Below are 22041 nucleotides of genomic sequence, written 5' to 3'. Positions count from 1 at the left end.
CCCCAGCGGGATTCGAACCCGCGTTACCGCCGTGAGAGGGCAGCGTACTAGGCCGCTATACGATGGGGCCGTCACCGTCGCTCAACCGTCCTGCCATGCGGCGTTTCCGATTGGGCAACCCCAGTAGTATTTCACACTCTGGGAGATTCCACCAAATCGATCGAAACCGAACCGATGGACTCCGCTGGGGTACCAGGACTCGAACCTAGAATGACGGTACCAGAAACCGTTGTGTTGCCGATTACACCATACCCCAATGGCTGTCAAGGAGAAGGTCCAGTGGCCCGAACCCCATCTTGCGCCATGCATGCCGGACTCACTCCGGCACGGGTGTTTACTATACCGACGTTCCGCCCCAATGACAAAACGGGCGCCACACAGACTCCTCCATGCCTACAGTGTGTCCATGACAGCATCCTCTGGTCAGCCTGTTTCCCTGCGCCGCACGGTCACCACCGCTGGGCTCTTCTTCTTCATCCTCGGTGATGTCCTCGGCGCGGGCGTCTACGTCCTGGCCGGCGAGATCGCCGCCACTGCGGGCGGAGCCGTCTGGGTCCCCCTCGTGGTGGCCTTGGTCCTGGCCCTGCTGACGGCCGGTTCCTACGCCGAGCTGGCCACCAAGTATCCGCGCGCCGGAGGCTCCGCCCACTACACCATGCGCGCCTTCGGCCCCTTCATCGGCTTCCTGGTGGGATTCTGCATGCTCGCGGCCGGCATCGTGTCCGTGGGCACCCTGGCGCTCGGCTTCGCCGGCGACTACCTCACCGAGTTCGTCACGCTGCCCACGGCCCTCGTCGTGGTGGTCTTCCTGGGGCTGCTGGCCGCCCTGAACGCACGGGGCATCTCCGAGTCGCTGGGTGCCAACCGCGTGGCCACCATCATCGAGGTCTCGGGGCTCATCCTGGTCGTCGTCCTCGGCATCATCGTCGTGGCCCGCGGCGACGGGGATCTCGGCCGGCTGACAGAGCTGGGCACGGAGGACCATGGTCCACTGCCCGCCGTCCTGGCCGGCACCGTCCTCGCCTTCTACTCCTACGTGGGCTTCGAGACGAGCGTGAACATCGCCGAGGAGACCAGGGACCCGGCCCGGTCCTACCCCCGGGCACTCTTCGGCGCCCTGGTCGTGGCGGGAGTCGTCTACGCACTTGTCGGAGCTGCTGCCGCGGCCGTCATCCCCACGGCGGAACTGGCCGAGAGTTCTGCTCCCCTGCTCCAGGTGGTCACGGCCGCCGGATTCATCCCGCCAGTCCTCTTCAGTGTGATCGCCCTCGTAGCGGTGGCCAACGGAGCCCTGCTGACCGGCATCATGTCCTCACGCCTGGCCTACGGCATGGCCCGGGATGGGCTCCTGCCGGCCGTGCTGACCCGTCTGCTGCCGCAACGGCGGACTCCCTGGGTGGCCATCATCGCCACCACCGGCCTCTCCCTGGCACTCGCGCTGACCGGCACGCTGGAGATCCTGGCGGGCACCATGGTGCTCTTGCTGCTCGTGGTGTTCACCGCGGTCAACGCCGCCGTGCTCGTGCTGCGGCGGGACCCGGTGGACCGGCGCCACTTCCGGGTCCCAGCGTTCCTACCCGTGGCCGGGATCGTCACCTGCATCGGCCTGACCACCCAGGTCGAGGGCGAGGTCTGGCGACTCGGTCTGCCGTTCCTCGCCCTGGCTGCGGTGCTCGCCGGCCTGGCCGCCTGGCGCCGACAGGCACACGGCGAGCACTCCACCGACAAGGACTCTGAGGAGGGCTCAGCAGATGGATCCCGCCGGGCGCCCTAGGTGTCCGGCGTGGCCGCCGCCCGCTGCTCAGCCTGTTCAGCCGCAAACCGGTCCAGGCGCGTCAGGGTCGAGTCCTTGCCCAGGATCTCCAGGGACTCGAACAGCGGCGGCGAGACCTTCTTGCCGGACACTGCGGTCCGCACGGGACCGAAGGCCTGCCGCGGCTTGAGTCCCAGGCCGCCGATCAATGTGGCACGCAGGGCGGCCTCGATGGCCTCAACGGTCCACGAGCCGGCGTCGATCCCGTCCAGGCCGGCCCGGGCCGCGGCCAGGGCCGCCGGGAGATCGGCGGGCATGCCCTTCAGGGCCCCGTCCACCGTCCTGATGTCCGTATCCGGCCGGAAGAGGAAGGCGAGCATGTCCACGGCCTCCCCCAGCAGGGCGATGCGTTCCTGGACGAGGGGGGCACCGGCGTCGAGGATCTCGTTCTCCCGGTCGGTCAGGGACTCTCCCACCAGCCCCGCAGCCTGCAGGTGCGGCACCAGCCGGCCACGGAAGTCGGCGGCGTCCAGCATCCGGATGTGGGTGCCGTTGATCGCCGTGGCCTTCTTCTCGTCGAAGCGGGCGGGATTGGCCAGCACCTGGTGGATGTCGAAGGCCTCGATGAACTGCTCGCGGGTGAAGATGTCCTCATCCGCGGAGAGGGACCAGCCCAGCAGGGCCAGGTAGTTGATGAGCCCCTCGGGGATGAAGCCGCGCTCACGGTGCAGGAAGAGGTTCGACTGCGGATCACGCTTGGACAATTTCTTGTTGCCCTCGCCCATGACGTAGGGCAGGTGCCCGAACTCCGGCATGTACCGGGCCACGCCCACCGCGTAGAGGGCACGGTAGAGGGCGATCTGGCGTGGCGTGGAGGAGAGCAGGTCCTCACCGCGCAGCACGTGCGTGATCTCCATCAGTGCGTCGTCCACGGGGTTCACCAGGGTGTACAGCGGGTTCCCGTCGGCACGGACCACCACGAAGTCCGGGACGGAGCCCGCCCGGAAGGTGATCTCACCGCGGACGGTGTCCGTGAAGGTGATGTCCGTGTCCGGCATGCGCAGGCGCAGCACCGGCTCCCGGCCCTCCGCCCGGAAAGCCTGCTTCTGCTCCTCCGACAGCTCGCGGTCGAAATTGTCGTAGCCCAGCTTCGGGTCCCGGCCGGCGGCCCGGTGCCGGGCCTCGACCTCGTCAGCCGTGGAGAAGGCCTCGTAGATGTACCCGGCGTCCCGGAGCTTGGTGATGACCTCCTGGTAGAGGTCGGCCCGCTGTGACTGCCGGTAGGGGCCGTGCGGTCCACCGACCTCCACGCCCTCGTCCCAGTCGATGCCGAGCCAGTCCATGGCCTCCAGCAACTGCTGGTAGCTCTCCTCCGAATCGCGCTTGGCGTCGGTGTCCTCGATGCGGAACACCATCTTGCCGCCGGTGTGGCGCGCCCAGCCCCAGTTGAACAGGGCCGTGCGGATCAACCCGACGTGTGGGGTTCCGGTGGGTGAGGGACAGAAGCGGACACGGACGGGCGTCTCGGCGGGGACAGCGGGAACATCGGCAGGGGCCGGTCGGGTTTCAGGGCTCATGATGGCCACCATTCTAGTGTGGCCCCCGCCGCCTTCTCGTCACGGGCGGTCCGGCTGCCACTGCGGGGCCCACCGCCGGTTCCCTCCCCGGGGCAGACCGAGGTGCTGGGACGGCGTCAGCGGCGGAACACCGTGGTGAGGGTACCGATGCCCTCCACGGTCGCCTCGGTCCGCTGCCCGCCTTCCACGAGACCGACGCCGGCCGGCGTCCCGGTGAGGATGACGTCACCGGGGAGCAGGGTGAAGGCCTGGGAGACGGCGGAGACGATCTCCTTCACGCCGAAGACCATGCCCGAGGTGCGGCCGTCCTGGACAACGGCGCCGTCCAGTTCCATCCGGATGCCCAGGTCCTCGGTGTCCGCACTGGACAGGCCGGTCTCGATCCATGGCCCGAGGGGGCAGGCACCGTCGAAGCCTTTGGCGCGGGCCCACTGCAGGTCGGACTTCTGCGCGTCCCGGGCGGTGAGATCGTTGCCGACCGTGTAGCCGAAGACCACATCGTCCACGCGTTCGGCGGGGACGTCCTTGCAGATGGTGCCGATGACCACGGCCAACTCGGCCTCATAGGAGATCTGATCGCTCCAGCTCGGCAGGGTGACTGGCTCTCCCGGTCCCACCACGGACGTGTTGGGCTTGAGGAAGAACTGTGGGCTGTCCGGGACGGCGTTGCCGAGTTCGGAGGCGTGGTCCGCCCAATTGCGCCCCACACCCACGATCTTGGACCGGGGGATGATGGGGGCCACGAGGCGCACGTCCGCCAGACGGTGGCGCGTGGCGGTGGGCTGGATGCCCTGGAAGAACGGGTCCCCGTGGAGGACCACGACCTCGAGGTCCTCCGAGTCGGCCTGGGGGTTATCCGCCTCCCCCTCGACGAGTCCGTACTGAGGTTCGGCGTCTACAACAAATCGGGCAATGCGCATGCCACCAGACTAGGGCAGCGGAACGGCCCGCCGGATCACGCCAGCCGGTACAGCCAGCCATGCCGGTCGTCACCACGGCCGGTCTGCAGGTCCAGCAGCTCCCGGCGGATGTCCAGCGCCACCGACGTGGCTGGATCGACCTCCGGCGATGTGAACGAGTCCTCGCCGTCCACGAGAGTGCCGATCGGCGTGATGACCGCAGCCGTGCCGCAGGCGAAGACCTCGGTGATCTCGCCGCTGGCCACACCCGCACGCCATTCCTCGACGGTGATGGTGCGCTCGGCCACGTCCATGCCACGATCACGGCCCAACTGGATCACCGAGGAGCGCGTCACGCCCTCGAGGATGGTGCCGGTCAGCTCGGGGGTGACCAGACTGCCGTCCGCGAAGACGAAGAAGACGTTCATGCCGCCGAGCTCCTCGACAGCGTTGTCCCGGACAGGATCCAGGAACAGGACCTGGTCGCAGCCGTGGGCCGAGGCCTCGAGCTGGGCCGCCAGCGAAGCGGCGTAGTTGCCCCCGAACTTGGCGGCACCCGTTCCGCCGTGGCCGGCACGGGCCAGCTCTCGCGACACCCAGATGGACACGGGCTTGAGCTCACCACCGAAGTAGTTGCCGGCCGGGGAGGCGATGACCTTGAAGCCCACCTCGTTGGCCGGCCGCACGCCGAGGAACTCCTCGGTGGCGATCATGAAGGGGCGCAGGTAGAGCGATTGGCCGTCACCGTCGGGGACCCAGGACTGGTCCGTGGAGACCAGCACGCGCAACGCCTCCAGGAAGACCTCCTCCGGCAGCTCCGGCAGCGCCAGGCGGCGGGCGGACCGGTTGAGCCGTGCGGCGTTGGCCTGCGGGCGGAAGGTCCACACGCTGCCGTCGTCATGCCGGTAGGCCTTGAGGCCCTCGAAGATCTCCTGCGCATAGTGGAATACGGCGGCTGCCGGAGAGAGTGACAGTGGGCCGAACGGTTCGAGGCGAGCGTCATGCCACTCTCCCCCGCTGTGGGGAGCAGCGGACACCGCTGCGGCCTCCCCGGACGCCCGGGTCCAGTCAATGGAGACCATGTGGTCGGTGAAGTGTTCCCCGAAGCCGGGGCTGACCAGGATCTCCCGGCGCCGCTCCTCGGCGATCGGCGAGGGATGGGGATGGCGGGCGAATTCCATGGTCACGGCAACTTCTTTCTCATCGGGTGCATCCATCATAGAACCCGCCGGCTCCCGGGGTGGTGACGGCCGGCGGTCGGGTGCCGGCAGCCGGCCGGGTGCTGACTGGCGCCGCCACCCCTCAGACGGAGCGGGCGATGTCGTCACCGATCTCGGCGGTGCTCCGAGCCGTCGCGCCATCCGCTCTGCCGCGCGAGGCGATGTCCGCGTACACGGCCTCGTTGATGCGGCGGGCGGCCTCGGGGTGGCCCGCGTGCTCGAGCAGCAGGGCGCCGGACAGGATGGCCGCCGTCGGATCGGCCTTCTGCTGGCCGGCGATGTCCGGGGCAGACCCGTGGACCGGCTCGAACATGGATGGCGCGGTGCCGGAGATGTTGACGTTGCCGGAGGCGGCCAGGCCGATGCCCCCCGTGACGGCCGCAGCGAGGTCCGTGAGGATGTCACCGAACAGGTTGTCCGTCACGATGACGTCGAAGCGGGCCGGATCCGTGGTCAGGAAGATCGTGGCGGCATCGACGTGCATGTAGTCGTGGGTGACATCCGGATGCTCGGCGGCCACGGCCTCCACGGTGCGGCGCCACAGGTGGCCGGCGTGGACCAGGACGTTGTGCTTGTGCACCAGGGTGACGTGGCGGCGATCCCGGGTGGCGGCCAGGGCGAAGGCATGGCGGACCACGCGCTCCACGCCGAAGGCGGTGTTGATGGAGACCTCCGTGGCGATCTCCTGGGGGGTGCCGGTCCGGATGGCACCGCCGTTGCCCACATAGGGGCCCTCGGTGCCCTCACGGACCACCACGAAGTCGATGTCCCCGGGATGGGCCAACGGGCTCGGGACGCCAGGGTAGAGGCGGGAGGGACGCAGGTTCACTCCGTGGTCGAGCGAGAACCGGAGCTTGAGCAGCAGCTCGCGTTCAATCAGCCCGGAGGGGATCCGGGTGTCGTTGGGGGCCGCACCGACGGCACCGAACAGGATGGCGTCATGGCCGCGCAACTGCTCCAGCGACTCATCGGTGAGGGTCTCCCCCGTCGTGAGCCAATGGGCGGCCCCGAGGGTGTACTCCGTGGCCGTGATCTCGGCATCGCCGGCGACAGCGGTGGCCGCGCGCATGACCTTGAGGGCCTCGGCGGTGACCTCCGGGCCGATCCCGTCGCCGCCGATGACGGCGAGGTCCAGCGCGGCGGCAGTTCCGGCTGGTGCGGCACCGGACGTGGTAGCGGACGGAGCGGAGGCGGAGGTGGTGTGGTCCATGGCGACAGGCTAGGCCGACACGCTCCCAAGCGTCCACCATGTGGTCTGGCCGTCCACATGGTGGACAACTGCCTTAGTCGGCGGCGGGCTCCTCATGCCGCGGGAAGACCGGCTGGGGCGCGGGCAGGGAGCTGCCCGGGACCAGGGCTTCGTCCCAGCCTGCGAAGGAGCGCGGGCCGGCGCCCGAGGCGCCGGTGCGGCCGGCGTCGCCGCTGGGCGCGATGCCCAGGAGATCCAGCAGCTTCGTGGCGGATCCCGGCATGACCGGCTGCACGAGCAGGGCCACGCGGCGCACGGTCTCCAGGGTCACGTAGAGCACCGTAGCCATCCGGGCGGGGTCGGTCTTGCGCAGCACCCAGGGCTGCTGCTCGGCGAAGTAGGCATTGGCGTCCCCCAGCAGCCCCCAGGTGACCTCGAGGGCGTGATGGTAGTCCTGAACGCCGTAGTCCGCGCGAGCCGTGTCCAACAGACCGGCGGCTGCGTCCAACAGCGCGCGGTCCGCCGATGTGTACTCCCCCGGCTGGGGCACCGCAGCGTCCAGGTTCTTGGCCACCATGGACAGGGACCGCTGGGCGAGGTTCCCCAGGTTGTTCGCCAGGTCCGCGTTCTTGCGACCGACGACGGTCTCGTGGCTGTACGAGCCATCGGCGCCGAAGGGGAACTCGCGCAGCAGGAAGAACCGCACGGCGTCCAGGCCGTAGTGTTCGACCCACTCCGCGGGACCGACGACGTTGCCCAGCGACTTGGACATCTTCTCGCCGTTGTTGTTGAGGAACCCGTGGATCATGACTCGCCGGGGCAGCTCGAGCCCGGCGCTCATCAGGAAGGCCGGCCAGAAGATGCAATGGAACCGAGAGATGTCCTTGCCGATCACGTGCAGGTCCGCGGGCCAGAAGCGGAACTGCTCCGAGTCCTCCGCCGGGAAGCCGGCACCGGTGAGGTAGTTCGTCAGGGCGTCCACCCACACGTACATGACGTGGTCCTGCGTGGGCCGATTGCCGGAGCCCTCAGCGGGTGCCGGGACTTCGATCCCCCAATCGAAGGAGGTCCGGGAGATGGACAGGTCCTCCAGGCCTGACTCGACGAAGCGGATGACCTCGTTGAACCGGGACTGCGGCGCGGCGAAGTCCGGGCTGGTGCGGTACAGCTCGAGCAGCCGGTCCTGGTACTGGGACAGCCGGAAGAAGTAGCTCTCCTCCTCCGTCCACGTCACCTCGGTGCCGGTCTCGGTGGCATAGCGCTTCCCGTCTGGGCGGACCTCGGTCTCGTCCTCCCCGAAGAAGCGCTCGTCCCGGACGGAGTACCAGCCGGCGTACTGGTCCAGATAGATGTCCCCGGAGGCCTCCATGCGGCGCCAGATCTCCTGGACAGCCACGGTGTGGTCAGCGTCCGTGGTGCGGATGAACCGGTCGTAGGAGATGTCCAGCACCTCGTCATCGACCGCCTTGAACGCCGCGGAGTTCCGGGTGGCGAGCTCCAGGGCCGTGATGCCCTCGGCCTGTGCCGTCTGCTGCATCTTCTGACCGTGCTCGTCTGTGCCGGTGAGGAAGTACACGTCCTTGCCGTCCAGCCGCTGGAACCGGGCCATCACGTCCGTGCCCACGAACTCGTAGGCGTGCCCGATGTGCGGCTCACCGTTCGGGTACGAGATGGCGGTCGTCAGATAGTACGGCTCCCGCTCGGGGGTCTGGTTCTGGGGCTCGGCATCCGGAGAAGTCACCTGTCGAATCTACCGCATCGCCGACGCCGGCCGGGTCGGTTCGCTACCCCGCCTCCGGCCGGCGTGCCACGTCAGTTCCAGCCCGCTGGAGGGTCCGCTGGTCTGCGCATCGGCCTTCGCGCCGGAGGCCAGCCGGAAGGACGCCAGTGGCGCGACGACCAACAGGGCAGAGCCGGTGAACTCGAGCAGTTCCTCCACGTGGTAGCTCGCCACGTAGGCCCAAGAGTCCAGCGGCACCCCGGCCGCCACCACCACGGCCTCGGCACCGAGCGCCCCGAGGAAGAACACCACGATGCCCAGCACATACAACGCCATGGACGGGGCCGGCAGCACGCGGGCACACAGCCACAGGAAGACGACGACGGCGCCGGCCACCGGTACGCCCAGCATCAGCCACTCGAAGGCCGGCAGCGGGTTGTCCCCCACGAGACGCCGCCACAGCCCGTCCAGCCGCTCGTGGATGCCGGTGAACTCGTCCAGGGACATCAGGGCCAGCAGGGCGCCCAACCCGGACCACGCGGCCCAACCACCGCGGCCGTCCAGGCGCGTGGGGCGGCGCAGCAGTCCGACACTGAGGCTGAGGGCGCCGGCCACCAACAGCAGGCCCGCGTTCCACCAGGTCGGCAGGTTGCGCTCCCCTGCCACGTCGAAGAACACCCGCACCGGGGAGGTGCGGTCCACAGCGCCAGCCCCCAGGACGAGGGGCATCACTGCGGAGAGGATGACCAGCACCAGCCCGGCGGCGAGCAGGCACCACAGGGCGGGCCGCCACCACGGTCTACTGTCCCCGCCCCGTGCGCCAGAGTGGGCCTCGGGCATCCCGTGGGCCTCCGGGGCCTCGGGATGTCCTGGGGCTCGAGTCTTCTGCATGGCAGAAGTCAAGCATCCGCGGATGAGAGCGTGATGAAGGACACGCTGGGAGGGTCAGTCCTCCAGGTCGATGCCGGCCACCTTCGAGGCACCGATGGCGTTGCCGAGCTCCTCGGCCACGCCGGACGGCAGAGTGGCGTCCAGGGTCAGCAGCGCCAAGGCCTCTCCACCCTCCTCCTGGCGGGACACATCCATGCCGGCGATGTTGACGCCGGCGTCGCCGAGGACCTGGCCGATGGTGCCGATGACGCCCGGACGGTCGGTGTAGCGGAACACGAGCAGGTGCTCCGCCATGGGGACCTCGAGCTCGTAGCCGTCGACGCCGACGACCTTCTGTACCTGCTTCGGCCCGGTCAGTGTGCCGGCCACGGAGATCTGCGTGCCGTTGGAGGTGGCACCCTTGACGGTGACGGTGTTCCGGTAGGCCGGGGACTCGGCGGTGGTGGTCAACCGGGACTCGACGCCGCGCTGCTCGGCCAGGACCGGGGCGTTGACGTAGGAGACCTGGTCGGAGACGACGTCCGTGAACACGCCCTTGAGGGCGGCCAGCTGCAGGGACTTCACGTCCTTGTCCGCGATCTCACCGGCGACCTCGAGCTCCACCACGGTGAGCGAGTCCCCCGTGGACAGGGCCGTGAGGATGCGGCCGAGCTTCTCCGCCAGCGGGATGCCGGGACGGACGTCCTCGTGGATGACCCCGCCGGCCACGTTGACGGCGTCCGGGACGAGCTCGCCGGCCAGCGCCAGGCGCACGGACTTGGCCACGGACACACCGGCCTTCTCCTGGGCCTCCTCGGTGGAGGCACCCAGGTGCGGGGTGACGACGGCGTTGTCATGGGCGAAGAACGGCAGGTCCACGGCGGGTTCGGAAGAGAAGACATCGATGGCCGCGCCGCCGATGATGTCCGCCTCGAGGGCGCGGTGCAGGGCGTCCTCGTCGATCAGGCCGCCGCGGGCGACGTTCACCACGAAGGAGGTGTCCTTCATGATGCGGAACTGCTCGTCCGAGATCATGCCGAGGGTCTCCGGGGTCCGCGGCATGTGGATGGTGATGAAGTCCGACTCGGCCAGCAACTCGTCGAGGGACAGCAGCCGGGCACCGATCTGCTGAGCGCGGGCGGAGGTGACGTACGGGTCGTAGGCCAGGATCTCCATGCCGAAGGAGCGCATGCGCTCGGCCACCAGTGAGCCGATCCGGCCCAGTCCGATGATGCCGAGCTTCTTCTCGTAGAGCTCGACTCCCGAGTACTTGGACCGCTTCCACTCGCCACCTTTGAGCGCACGGTTGGCCGGGGCGATGTTGCGGGCCACCCCGAGGATGTGGCCGCAGGTCAGTTCCGCGGCCGAGAGGATGTTGGAGGTCGGGGCGTTGACGACCATGACGCCGGCCTGGGTGGCGGACTTCGTGTCCACGTTGTCCAGCCCGACTCCGGCCCGGGCGATGACCTTCAGGTTCGGTGCGGCCGCGATGGCCTCAGCGTCCATCTTCGTGGCCGAGCGGACCAGAACCGCGTTGGCCTCCTGCAGGGCGGCCAGCAGTTGAGCGCGGTCCGCACCGTCCGTGGTCCTGACCTCGAAGTCCGGACCGAGCGCGTCCACCGTGGCCGGGGAGAGTTCTTCAGCAATGAGGACAACGGGCTTGGTCTCAGACACGGGTCGATCACCTTCGGGTAGTCAGGGATGCCGACCGCGCTGGCTCGGGTCGGCCGTTTCGATTCTAGGGGTAGGCAGGGGTGGTCGGCGGCAGACCGCATCGCGGCCCGCTGACCGGCCAGAGGGACGACGACGGCCCCTCACCAACGCTTTCAGTCGACTTCGCGTGGGTTCTGGGCTTGATGACCCACGCGAAGTCGACTGAGAGTGTTCAGTGGTGCGCGCTCGATCAGCGGGCCGCGGTGCCCTCGGTGTAGTCGTCGTCGGAGTCCTTCAGCCAGGAGAACATCTGGCGCAGATCGCGGCCGGTCTTCTCGATCGGGTGCGCCTCCCCGGCGGCACGCAGTTTCTTGAACTCGGGGCCACCGGCGGCCTGGTCGTCCATGAAGCGCTTCGCGAAGGTGCCGTCCTGGATGTCGGCCAGCACGGCCTTCATGTTCTCCTTGACGGACGGGTCGATCACGCGCGGGCCGGAGACGTAGTCGCCGTACTCAGCGGTGTCGGAGACGGACCAGCGCTGCTTGGCGATGCCGCCCTCGACCATGAGGTCCACGATGAGCTTGAGCTCGTGCAGGACCTCGAAGTAGGCGATCTCCGGCTGGTAGCCGGCCTCGGTCAGGGTCTCGAACCCGTACTGGACCAGCTGGGAGGCGCCACCGCAGAGCACGGCCTGCTCACCGAAGAGGTCGGACTCGGTCTCCTCGGTGAAGGTGGTCTCGATGACGCCGGCGCGGGTGCCGCCGATGCCCTTGGCGTAGGCCAGGGCCAGGTTCTTGGCGTTGCCGGTGGCATCCTGCTCCACGGCGACCAGCGCCGGCACGCCGCGGCCTGCCTCGAATTCGCGGCGGACCACGTGGCCCGGGCCCTTCGGGGCGACCAGAGCGACGTCCACTCCGGCCGGGGGCTGGATGTAGCCGAAGCGGATGTTGAAGCCGTGGGCGAAGAACAGGGCGTCGCCGTCCTGCAGGTTCGGGGCGATGTGCTCGCTGTAGACCGCGCCCTGGACCTGGTCCGGGGTCAGGATCATGATGAGGTCCGCTTCAGCAGCGGCCTCGGCCACGGAGACGACGCGCAGGCCCTCGGCCTCGGCCTTGGCACGGGACTTCGAGCCCTCGGCCAGGCCGATGCGGACGTCGACGCCGGAATCGCGCAGGCTCAGGGAGTGCGCATGACCCTGGGAGCCGTAGCCGATGACGGCGACGGTGCGGCCCTGGATGATCGACAGGTCGGCGTCGTCTTCGTAGTACTTGGTGGTCGTCACAGGAAATCTCCTCGTTGTGGATGTCTGTTGGATGAGATGGTTTGGGGTGGTTCTGGGTTCAGCTCTTGGGGAGGGCGCGGTCGGTCATCGACTTGCCCCCACGCCCGACGGCGATAGTGCCGGAGCGAACGAGCTCACGGATCCCGAAAGGCTCCAGGACCTCGAGCAGGGCGGACAGCTTGTCGGCCGCGCCCGTCGCCTCGATGGTCACCGAATCCGTGGAGACGTCCACCACGGAGGCGCGGAAGAGCTCGACGGCCTGGACCACCTGGGACCGGGACGCTGCATCGGAGCGGACCTTGACCAGCAGGTGGTCGCGCTGGACTGAGCCACCGGACGAGAGCTCGACGACCTTGATGACGTTGACAAGCTTGTTCAGCTGTTTGGTCACCTGCTCCAGCAGGTCGCCCTCGGCGTCCACCACCACGGTGATGCGGGACAGCCCCTCAAGTTCCGAGGTGCCCACGGCCAGGGAATGGATGTTGAAGGCCCGGCGGGCGAAGAGGCTGGCGACGCGCGTCAGCACGCCCGGCACATCCTCCACCAATACGGACAGCGTGTGTCGTGCCATGGGTCAGTCCTCCTCGTCCCAGTCCGGGGTCATGTCCTTGGCCACTTGGATCTCGCTGTTGCCCACGCCGGAGGGGACCATCGGCCACACCATGGAGTCACGGGAGACCACGAAGTCGACGATCACCGGGCGGTCGTTGATCGCCAGGGCCTGTTCGATCGTGGCGTCCAGGTCTGCCTCGTTCTCGCACCGCAGGCCGACGCAGCCGTACGCCTCGGCGAGCTTCACGAAGTCGGGCACCCGAATGGTGTCGTGCCCTGTGTTGAGATCCGTGTTCGAGTAGCGCGACTCGTAGAACAGGGTCTGCCACTGGCGCACCATGCCCAACGAGGAGTTGTTGATGATCGCCACCTTGATCGGGATCTTGTTGATCAGGCACGTGGCCAGCTCCTGGTTGGTCATCTGGAAGCAGCCGTCCCCGTCGATGGCCCAGACGACGCGGTCCGGGTTGCCGACCTGGGCTCCCATGGCTGCGGGCACCGCGAAGCCCATGGTCCCGAGGCCGGCGGAATTCAACCACTGGTGGGGGCGCTCGTACTGGACGAACTGACTGGCCCACATCTGGTGCTGGCCTACCCCGGCCACGTACACGGCCTCGGACCCGGAGTGCTCCGAGAGCCGCTCGATGACCTTCTGAGGGCTCATCAGGCCGTCCTCGGTGGGCGTGTAGCCCATCGGGTAGGTCTCGCGGAGTCGGTTCAGCACAGTCCACCACTCGGCCAGGTCCGGCTTCCCGGCCTCGGCATGGGTGTCCCGCACGGCATCGCTGAGTTCGGGGATGATCTCCTTGACGGAGCCCACGATCGGCACGTCCGCCGTGCGGTTCTTGGAGATCTCGGCCGGGTCGATGTCGGCGTGGATGACCTTGGCCTTCGGCGCGAAGGAGTCCAGCTGGCCCGTGACGCGGTCGTCGAAGCGGGCCCCGAGCGTGATCAGCAGGTCGGACATCTGCAGTGCCGAGACGGCGGCCACGGAACCGTGCATGCCCGGCATGCCCAGGTGCTGCTCATGGGAGTCCGGGAAGACGCCGCGCGCCGTCAGGGTGGTCACGACCGGCGCGCCCGTGAGTTCGGCGAGCTCGGCCAGCTCGACGCTGGCGTGGCCGCGGGAGACGCCGCCGCCCACATAGAGCACCGGACGCTCGGCCCGCTGGATGAGCCGGGCCGCCTCCCGCACCTGCTTGGAGTGACCGCGGACCACCGGCCGGTAGCCCGGCAGGTCGAGCTTCGGGGGCCAGGAGAACTCCATCATCGCCTGCTGGGCGTCCTTGGCCACGTCCACCAGGACGGGGCCGGGACGGCCGGTGGTGGCGATGTGGAAGGCCTCGGCCATGGCCTGGGGGATGTCGGCAGCCTTCGTGATCAGCCGGGAGTGCTTGGTGATCGGCATGGTGATGCCGACGATGTCCGCCTCCTGGAAAGCATCGGAGCCGATGGCCGTCGAGGCGACCTGACCCGTGATGAACACGCAGGCCTGGGAGTCCATGTGGGCATCCGCAATGGCCGTCACGAGGTTGGTGGCACCGGGACCCGAGGTCGCAATCGCCACGCCGGGCCGGCCCGACGCCAGGTAGTAGCCCTGTGCGGCGTGACCCGCGCCCTGCTCGTGGCGCACCAAGATGTGGCGGATGGTGGTGGAGTCCATCAACGGGTCGTAGGTCGGCAGGATGGCTCCGCCCGGAAGCCCGAAGACATCCGTCACGCCCAATTCCTCCAGCGCCCGCACGATCGCCTCTGATCCGGTCATCTGCACCGGCTCGACGACCCGGTTGGGGCCGGGGACCAGACTGTCGGCCGGCGACTCGTTCCTGTCCCGCTTGTCACGGGCCGTGTGGGACGGCATCACCGACGGGGTGATGCGAGATCCGTTGCTCATTGCTGTGCCTTCTTCGTCACTGCTAGTCCGATGGCTACTCAAAGCCCCTTGGGTGCCCGGCCCGGGTGTCCCCCGGGTCGTCCGCCTGCTGGCGGAGAAACCAGTGAAGCCGATGTGATGGCCGGCTTCGTTCCGCTTCCCCAACAAAAAAACCCCGACGGCGGCCGGTTGGCCTACTCGGGGTTTCGCGCCTGGCAGCGGGCGAACCCGCCGTACCGAACCGTGGTTCAGGCCAGGCGCTGGATAACGACGACTAGTCGTGTGTTGGACATGCGACCAGTATCCCCGAGTGGGTGCTTACGGTGTCAATCTACCGGACACCCATCTCACATCGTGAGACGGGTGTCCGGTCCTTGGACAGTCAGCCGAGATAGGCGCCCTCCGCGGCGGAGTGCACGAGCTTGGCGTACTTGCCGAGCACCCCGGTGGTGAACTTCGGCGGGATCGGCTCCCAGCCGTCCTTGCGAGCCTTCAGCTCCTCCTCTGAGACAAGGAGGTCCAGCGTTCGGGCGGCGATGTCCACGCGGATCCGATCACCGTCGCGCACGAACGCGATGGGGCCGGCGTCGGACGCCTCCGGGGCCACGTGGCCGATGCACAGGCCGGTGGTACCGCCGGAAAAGCGACCGTCCGTCAGCAACAGGACGTCCTTGCCGAGGCCGGCACCCTTGATGGCACCGGTGATGGCCAGCATCTCGCGCATGCCGGGGCCCCCCTTGGGGCCCTCGTAGCGGATGACGACGACGTCGCCCGCCTGCAGCTCGTTTGCCTCGAGTGCGTCCATGGCCTGGCGTTCGCGCTCGAAGACGCGGGCGTTGCCCTCAAAGACGTCGGCGTCGAAACCAGCAGATTTCACCACCGCGCCCTCGGGGGCCAGGGACCCCTTGAGGACGGCGAGGCCACCGTTGTGGTGCAGCGGGTTGTTCAGGGCGCGCAGGACCGTGCCGTCCAGGTCTGGAGGAGTGATGTCCGCCAGGTTCTCGGCCACAGTCCTGCCGGTGACGGTCAGGGCGTCGCCATGGATGAGTCCGGCGTCCAGCAGGGCCTTCATGACCACGGGAACACCGCCGACCTTGTCCACGTCCGTCATGACGTACTGACCGAACGGCTTCAGGTCGCCCAAGTGCGGGACCTTGTCACCGATGCGGTTGAAATCGTCGAGGGTGAGGTCGACGCCGGCCTCACGGGCGATCGCGAGCAGGTGCAGCACCGCATTGGAGGAACCGCCGAAGGCCATGGTCACGGCGATGGCGTTCTCGAAGGCCTTCATGGTCATGATGTCCCGCGAGGTGATGCCCAGGCGCAACAGGTTGACGACGGCCTCGCCGGACTTGCGGGAGAAGGCGTCGCGGCGCCGGTCGGCCGAGGGCGGGGCGGCGGAGCCGGGCAGGGACATGCCGAGTGCCTCCCCGATGCAAGCCATGGTGTTGGCCGTGTACATGCCACCACAGGCGCCCTCGCCCGGGCAGATGGCGCGCTCGATGGTGTCCAGGTCCTTCTCGCTCATCAATCCGCGGGCGCACGCACCCACAGCCTCGAAGGCGTCGATCAGGGTGACCTGCTTCTCCGTGCCATCCTCCAGGGTCGCGTACCCGGGCATGGTGGAACCGGCATAGATGAACACGCTGGAGACGTCCAGGCGGGCGGCGGCCATCAGCATGCCCGGCAGCGACTTGTCACAGCCGGCCAGCAGCACGGAGCCGTCCAGGGCTTCGGCCTGCATCACGGTCTCCACGGAGTCGGCGATGACCTCACGGGACACGAGCGAGTAGTGCATGCCGTCGTGGCCCATGGAGATGCCGTCGGACACCGAGATGGTGCCGAACTCGAGCGGGTAGCCGCCACCGGCGTGGACACCCTCCTTCGAGGCCCGTGCGAGGCGGTCCAGGGAGAGGTTGCACGGGGTGATCTCATTCCAGGAGCTGGCGATGCCGATCTGGGGCTTGGCGAAGTCCTCGTCGCCCATGCCGACCGCACGGAGCATTCCGCGTGCGGGGGCGCGCTCCATTCCGTCGGTGACCGCGCGGGAGCGGGGCTTGATGTCCGGGGTGGAGGCGCCGGAGTTGCCTCCGCCCTCCGAACCGCCGGGAAGGGTGGTGTCTGCGGTGGGGGTGGTCATGGGCAACATCCTAGGACCGCCCGCCACCGTCGGTCCCCACGTGACACCGCATACGGCACCCCACGCGCATGTTTGCTCCCCGATCCACGGCTGTCCGTAGACTGAGCCCATGGACGGCGAAGACCTGAAGCACCTGCTCCGCGGGGTCTTCGATACCCGTGTGTTCAACCACGGCGACTTCAATCTGGTCTACGCGCAACCCTCCGGCGCCGGCAATCCCTGGACGATCGGCTACCGCCGGCAGCCCCTCGAGTTGCTGCTGTGCCCCGTTGACCTGGACGCACTGCCGGAGGTGCCGGCCGAAACGTCCATCGCGACGGTGGCCCTGGGCAATGTGGCCACCCTGGCGGACACGGGCACCGGCTACCAGGTCGAGACCGTGACCGGCTTCCGGACCTGGTTCGATGTCTCCGGGGCGCCCCGGGTGCCGCTACCGGAGAACCTGCGGGCCCACCTCGCCGCGCTCAGGCCCGGTCCGGGGCAGGAGGACAACGACGACGGCACCCTGATCCTGGAGCAGGAGGAGGACGCCGAGGACTTCCACCAGTTCATGTCCCACTTCATGGACACCCTGGAGTCCTACTACGCCGAGACGGGTGAGACCGCCGGCAACGGGAAGGCCGGCGATGAGACCGGCGGAGCCCCTGAACCGACCGCGTCCGGAGACCACCGCCCGTAGTGGCGAAGGCCACGCCTCTGCCAATTTCGCGTCCACCACGGTTCTCTGCTAAAGTTTTTCCTCGTTGCACGGACCGTTTATCGGTCCAAAACAACTGGCACCTCTAGCTCAACTGGCAGAGCAATTGACTCTTAATCAATGGGTTCCGGGTTCGAGTCCCGGGGGGTGCACCCACAAGAAGGGCCCCGGTCACAGGACCGGGGCCCTTCTGCATTCCGGCTGGATCCCGGCCTCTCTGTCACCGGCACGAGCGCTCCCACCAAGGCGCCGCCGGCATCATTGTGAGAACCGACACGCCCGGAGCACTGTCCGTTCACCTTCAGGTCTACCTCCCGTGTCCAAAGCGTGCCACGCTATCGGCTATCGACAGTCGCTGCGATGAGGGAAGATCGAGGTACACCGGATCGTGAAGCATGGATGGGCACCTGCTGGTGCTGCAACAACGGCACTGGTTCTGCTGGCGGTCTCCGGAGGGGTGGGCACGTCAATGGCACTTCCGTCACTGGGGACGGAGCTTCCCTCCACCGCATCGGCGGCCGCGACGGACCCCACCCAAGGCCAGGATGCGCAACGAGCATCGACCTTCCTCCTTCCCAGTTCGCTCGCCCCCGCCACGGCAGGCCCTTCCGACGGCGGCTCCCCCGGGGGTCTCGCTCCAGCGGTGAACGGTTCCTTTGCCACCGCCCAGAGCGCCTACCCCGGATCCTTCGTCGTCCTCTCGGCCACACAGCAGCAGACGTTGCAGGAACGGACCGGGTCCGCTGACGCCACCTCCGGCCACGTCCCGGCTTCGGCTCATCGAGGCGCGGTCCCCGGTATCAAGGTGGTGATGGACCATCCCGTGTCCGGGCCCATCTCACTCAGCTCAGCCTTCGGCTGGCGCGTCAACCCGACCAACGTCGGTCCAGCCATGCAGTTCCACATCGGTCAGGACTACCCGGTGGCCTGTGGCACTCCGGTCCGCGCCTCCGCGGATGGCACCGTGCGCTTCGCCGCAGACCGGGGAACGTCCGGACTGCGGATCGACCTCGACCACGGAGACGGCCTGGCCAGCGCCTATCATCACAACTCGGTGCTCCTGGTCTCCGCCGGCGACCGAGTGACCCGAGGTGACGTGATCGCCCTGGCCGGGACGACCGGCAACTCCACCGGTTGCCATGTCCACTTCGGCATCACCCTGGACGGCCGGTATCTGGATCCGTCCCTCGTGCTGCCGGCCGTGGCGGGCCAGCCGGCCGCCCTCACCCCGGCGGATCTGAATCGCATCCGCAACGCGTCCCACGGCAATCCGACGACGGCCCCGCCGACCAGTATCGCGTCCGGCACGAGGGACTCCACCTCTGAGGCCGGCCGTTCCGACCAGCAGAAGCAGGAAGGGCAGAAGCAGAGCACTCAGGAGAGCGGCAGAAACGGGTCCAGGACGCCTCGGCCCGACGCCCCGCCGGCGAAGGCACCCGAACGGCCCGCGACTCCGCCTGCCGCTGCACAGCCCGAGCCGACCAAGCCGTCCAAGCCGTCCAAGCCGACGGCTCCGCAGCCGAGTATCACCGCCAAGCCCTCGACGCCTGCCCCCACTCGCACTCCCCCGACTACTCCAACACCCACACCAACAGCGGAACCCACGCCCACACCGTCTCCGACCGTGCCGGAGCCCACGCCGTCGCCGTCTACCCCGGCACCCGCTCCGACGCAGCCGCCGAAGCCATCGGCAACCCCGTCGCCCGAGCCGCCAGTGACGGCGCCCAGCGACCCAGCGCCCGCCCCTGAGGCTCCGGCCCTTCCGGAATCCCTGGACGAGTCTGAGGCGGCCCGTTGGTGCGTGGACCTGAATGAGGACGAATTCGACGGCGGCGTGGACATCACCATCGACACTGTGCTGACGGAGGTCATCGCCGTACTGAGCGCGGCTGGCGAGCCCGAGCACGTGGATGCACGCCGCCTGGCGGAGGTGGACCCCAGCACCGCCTGGCTGGAATCCCTCCCCGCATGTTCGGATGAGGACTTCCTCACAGCGGCTATGCCGGCCACCTCAGCGCCAGCGACTTCCTGAGCACCGACGTCGGGGTGGGAACCTGGACCGACGGCTTTCCGCCGGCTCGCCCGGAGACGGCGCACGTCGGCAGAAGCCCTACAGTGGTGCGCATGACTGATCAGCAGCGACTCGCCCCGGGCGACACGGCCCCCGCCTTCAGCCTCACCGACCAGGAAGGCAACACCGTCTCCCTCGCCGACTACGCCGGCCAGCGCGTCATCGTGTACTTCTACCCCGCCGCTGCCACGCCAGGCTGCACCACCCAGGCCTGCGATTTCCGCGACAACCTCGCGGCATTCACGGCAGAGGGCTTCGCAGTGGTGGGCATCTCGCCCGATGGGCCGGCCAAATTGACGAAATTCGCCGAGGCCGAGTCACTGGCCTTCCCGCTACTCTCCGATGAGGACCACGCCGTGGCTGCGGCCTACGGCGCCTGGGGAGAGAAGAAGAACTACGGGCGGACCTACGAAGGCCTGATCCGCTCCACTGTGGTGGTCGGAGCCGACGGCACCGTGGAACTGGCCCAGTACAACGTCCGGGCGACGGGACATGTGGCCAAGCTCCGCCGGGATCTCAACCTCACCTGAGTCCCACAGGACGCCCCCGGGGCGCGTCACGGAGGCGTCAGCGCTGCCGGCCCTTCCTGTCCGCGCCACCTCAGGCACACGACGGTTCCGCGTCCACCCCAGCGGGTATGATGGTCCGTTGTTCCCGTCAGCGGGAACCTGCGGGCGTGGCGGAATTGGCAGACGCGCTGGATTTAGGTTCCAGTGTCTTCGGACGTGGGGGTTCAAGTCCCCCCGCCCGCACCAGAAGTACCAGACCCTTTCACCTCAGTTTCAGGGAGGCCCGGACGCGTGGAGATCTCGCGCCGCACCGTCATCACGTCCCTGGCGGCGGCGTTCGTCTTGCCGATGACCGGGTGCGCGGCCCAGATCCGCAGCGAATCCGCACCGGCGAGCTCCAGTCTGCCGCCGTCAACGCCCCCCGCTCCGGCCACGGTGCCCGTGACCATCGGCGTTCCGGCCCGGCCCCAATCGCTGGACCCGTCCCTCACCGTGGACGCCGAGTCCCATCGCAGCACGCGCCAGGTCCTGGAGACGCTCCTCGGGGTCGACCACAACACAGGTGCCCCGATTCCCCACCTGGCCAGTGACTGGACCGTCACCGATGACGGTCTGCGCTACACCTTCTCCCTTACCCCGGATGTCGAATTCCATGACGGCACCGCGTTGACCGCCGAAGTTGTCGCAGCCAATTTCGAACGGTGGGCCCGGCTGCCCGGACTCCTGGGGCAGGACCGACTGGACCGGCTGCCCCGTCTGGCCTTCGCCTCCGTCTTCGGGGGCTATGCCGGAGACGAGCAGTGCCGCTACGTCGAGTGCCAGACCGTCGGTGAACGGACGGTGTCCCTCGTCCTGTCCGAACCGATCGTCTTCCTCGCCGCAGCGCTCACCTCCCCGCCGTTCGGCCTCAGCTCGCCCGGTTCATGGGTCGAGTTCGACCGTGCCCTGGCCGAGACTGAGCCCGGCGAGCTCCCGGAGGCCCGACCGGCAGGGACCGGCCCGTTCCGCTGGGGCGCTGCACCGGCAGACGGGGCCGGCCAGACCGATGGTGCCGACGAGCCCACCGGGGAGCACCTGCTGGTGCTGGAAGCCGACCCGGACTACCGTGACGGTCCCTCCGCCGTCGGGCCGGTGACCCTGTCGATGATCACCGGTGCCCAGCAACGGCTCCGGGAGTTGCGCCGCGGGCGCCTCGATGCCTTCGACTACGTCTCCCCGTCCACCCTGCGCCCCCTGGTGCAGGGCGGTGCGCAGGTGCTCCAACGGGATCCCTTCTCCGTCCTGTACCTGGGGATGAACACCCAGCATCCGATCCTGGGCCAGCTGTATGTCCGCCAGGCCGTGGCGCATGCCCTCGATCGAAGGGCTCTGGCTGAGAACTATTTCCTGGCGGGGTCTTCACGGGCCGACGAGTTCGTCCCGCCATCCCTGGGGGTGACCCACCCGGAATTGACGACCTACGGTTATGACGTCTCAAAGGCCCGGGAGCTGCTGGAATTGGCCGGGTACCGCGGTGAACCGTTGGAATTCCTGTACCCCGTGGAAACGTCACGGCCCTACCTACCCTCCCCGGAACCCGTGTATGCCCGGATCGCCGAGGACCTGGCGAACGTTGGTCTTGTCCTGGAACCGGTTCCCGTCCGGTGGGAGGACGGCTATCTTGACCGGCTCAACTCGGACACCGGCCGGGCCTTCCACCTGTCCGGCCGAACCGGCGAGTACCGCGATCCCCACCATTTCCTCGAGCCGCTCTTCGGCAGTCACTCCGCCGAATTCGGCTACTCGAACCCGTTCGTGGTCGAGACTCTGGCCGAGGCCGTGTCCAGCAGGAATGCCGAGACCCGCACAACCCTGTACCGGCGCAGTGCGGAATCGCTGGCACTGGACCTGCCCGCCCTGCCCCTGGTGTATCCGATCTCCGCGGTCGCCTCGGGACACACGCTGGTCTCCTACCCGACTTCTCCAGTCTTGGACGAGCGTTTCGACCGGATCGTCCCTGTGGATCGGAGCGGTCCGCGCCGGTAGTAAAGTCAAGG

16 protein-coding genes and 4 tRNA genes are annotated in these 22041 nt (G+C 68.4%); 7 read left to right on the top strand and 13 right to left on the bottom strand.

Annotated elements, in window-relative coordinates; translation table 11 throughout:
- Nucleotides 1–70, bottom strand: a tRNA-Glu gene (locus tag ABD134_RS02670).
- A gap of 114 nt (nucleotides 71–184) precedes the next feature.
- Nucleotides 185–256 (bottom strand) — tRNA-Gln (locus tag ABD134_RS02665).
- A 150-nt stretch (nucleotides 257–406) separates the two neighbouring features.
- Here ABD134_RS02665 and ABD134_RS02660 point away from each other — a divergent pair.
- Nucleotides 407–1774: an APC family permease gene (locus ABD134_RS02660; protein ID WP_344226473.1), complete on the top strand. Its 1368-nt coding sequence runs from the start codon at nucleotides 407–409 to the stop codon at nucleotides 1772–1774.
- Here ABD134_RS02660 and gltX read toward each other — a convergent pair.
- The 11 genes from gltX to ilvD form a co-directional block, all read right to left on the bottom strand.
- Complete coding sequence (gene gltX, locus ABD134_RS02655; protein ID WP_344226471.1) at nucleotides 1771–3330, bottom strand: glutamate--tRNA ligase; 1560 nt, start codon at nucleotides 3328–3330, stop codon at nucleotides 1771–1773. The genes ABD134_RS02660 and gltX overlap by 4 nt on opposite strands.
- Before the next feature lie 116 nt (nucleotides 3331–3446).
- Complete coding sequence (locus tag ABD134_RS02650) at nucleotides 3447–4250, bottom strand: fumarylacetoacetate hydrolase family protein (RefSeq protein WP_344226469.1); 804 nt, start codon at nucleotides 4248–4250, stop codon at nucleotides 3447–3449.
- A 35-nt stretch (nucleotides 4251–4285) separates the two neighbouring features.
- On the bottom strand, nucleotides 4286–5410 hold the full coding sequence (locus ABD134_RS02645; protein ID WP_344227623.1) for a branched-chain amino acid aminotransferase: 1125 nt from the start codon (nucleotides 5408–5410) through the stop codon (nucleotides 4286–4288).
- A 121-nt stretch (nucleotides 5411–5531) separates the two neighbouring features.
- On the bottom strand, nucleotides 5532–6659 hold the full coding sequence (locus tag ABD134_RS02640; RefSeq protein WP_344226467.1) for a 3-isopropylmalate dehydrogenase: 1128 nt from the start codon (nucleotides 6657–6659) through the stop codon (nucleotides 5532–5534).
- Between the two features lie 73 nt (nucleotides 6660–6732).
- Nucleotides 6733–8379, bottom strand: coding sequence for a methionine--tRNA ligase (gene metG / locus ABD134_RS02635; protein ID WP_344226465.1), 1647 nt, complete (start codon nucleotides 8377–8379; stop codon nucleotides 6733–6735).
- Nucleotides 8380–8388: 9 nt separating this feature from the next.
- The gene (locus ABD134_RS02630) at nucleotides 8389–9249 is read right to left on the bottom strand and encodes a hypothetical protein (RefSeq protein WP_344226463.1); all 861 of its coding nucleotides are present in this window, start codon (nucleotides 9247–9249) and stop codon (nucleotides 8389–8391) included.
- Nucleotides 9250–9303: 54 nt separating this feature from the next.
- Entirely contained in the window at nucleotides 9304–10902 is a 1599-nt protein-coding gene (serA, locus tag ABD134_RS02625) for a phosphoglycerate dehydrogenase (protein ID WP_344226461.1), read from the bottom strand.
- A gap of 229 nt (nucleotides 10903–11131) precedes the next feature.
- Nucleotides 11132–12163: a ketol-acid reductoisomerase gene (gene ilvC, locus ABD134_RS02620; protein WP_344226459.1), complete on the bottom strand. Its 1032-nt coding sequence runs from the start codon at nucleotides 12161–12163 to the stop codon at nucleotides 11132–11134.
- A gap of 58 nt (nucleotides 12164–12221) precedes the next feature.
- Complete coding sequence (gene ilvN, locus ABD134_RS02615; RefSeq protein WP_344226457.1) at nucleotides 12222–12734, bottom strand: acetolactate synthase small subunit; 513 nt, start codon at nucleotides 12732–12734, stop codon at nucleotides 12222–12224.
- A gap of 3 nt (nucleotides 12735–12737) precedes the next feature.
- Nucleotides 12738–14609: an acetolactate synthase large subunit gene (locus ABD134_RS02610; RefSeq protein WP_344226455.1), complete on the bottom strand. Its 1872-nt coding sequence runs from the start codon at nucleotides 14607–14609 to the stop codon at nucleotides 12738–12740.
- A gap of 361 nt (nucleotides 14610–14970) precedes the next feature.
- A complete protein-coding gene (gene ilvD, locus ABD134_RS02605) occupies nucleotides 14971–16728 on the bottom strand; it encodes a dihydroxy-acid dehydratase (RefSeq protein ID WP_344226453.1) in 1758 nt (585 codons plus the stop codon).
- 109 nt (nucleotides 16729–16837) lie between these two features.
- Between ilvD and ABD134_RS02600 the strand changes: the two genes are divergently transcribed.
- From ABD134_RS02600 to ABD134_RS02575, 6 genes are all read left to right on the top strand, one after another.
- Nucleotides 16838–17407: a hypothetical protein gene (locus ABD134_RS02600; protein ID WP_344226452.1), complete on the top strand. Its 570-nt coding sequence runs from the start codon at nucleotides 16838–16840 to the stop codon at nucleotides 17405–17407.
- Nucleotides 17408–17504: 97 nt separating this feature from the next.
- Nucleotides 17505–17577 (top strand) — tRNA-Lys (locus ABD134_RS02595).
- A gap of 317 nt (nucleotides 17578–17894) precedes the next feature.
- Entirely contained in the window at nucleotides 17895–19457 is a 1563-nt protein-coding gene (locus ABD134_RS02590) for a M23 family metallopeptidase (RefSeq protein WP_344226451.1), read from the top strand.
- Nucleotides 19458–19549: 92 nt separating this feature from the next.
- The gene (gene bcp / locus ABD134_RS02585) at nucleotides 19550–20026 is read left to right on the top strand and encodes a thioredoxin-dependent thiol peroxidase (protein WP_344226449.1); all 477 of its coding nucleotides are present in this window, start codon (nucleotides 19550–19552) and stop codon (nucleotides 20024–20026) included.
- 140 nt (nucleotides 20027–20166) lie between these two features.
- Nucleotides 20167–20251: transfer RNA gene (locus ABD134_RS02580), tRNA-Leu, on the top strand.
- A 45-nt stretch (nucleotides 20252–20296) separates the two neighbouring features.
- Nucleotides 20297–22030, top strand: a complete 1734-nt coding sequence (locus ABD134_RS02575) for an ABC transporter substrate-binding protein (protein ID WP_344226447.1) — start codon at nucleotides 20297–20299, stop codon at nucleotides 22028–22030.
- Nucleotides 22031–22041: the final 11 nt, after the last annotated feature.

The organism is Citricoccus alkalitolerans (assembly GCF_039528175.1).
In the GTDB taxonomy this organism is placed as follows: domain Bacteria; phylum Actinomycetota; class Actinomycetes; order Actinomycetales; family Micrococcaceae; genus Citricoccus; species Citricoccus alkalitolerans.
Note: the sequence above shows the minus strand (reverse complement) of the source record. Positions and strands in the feature narration are given on the sequence as shown.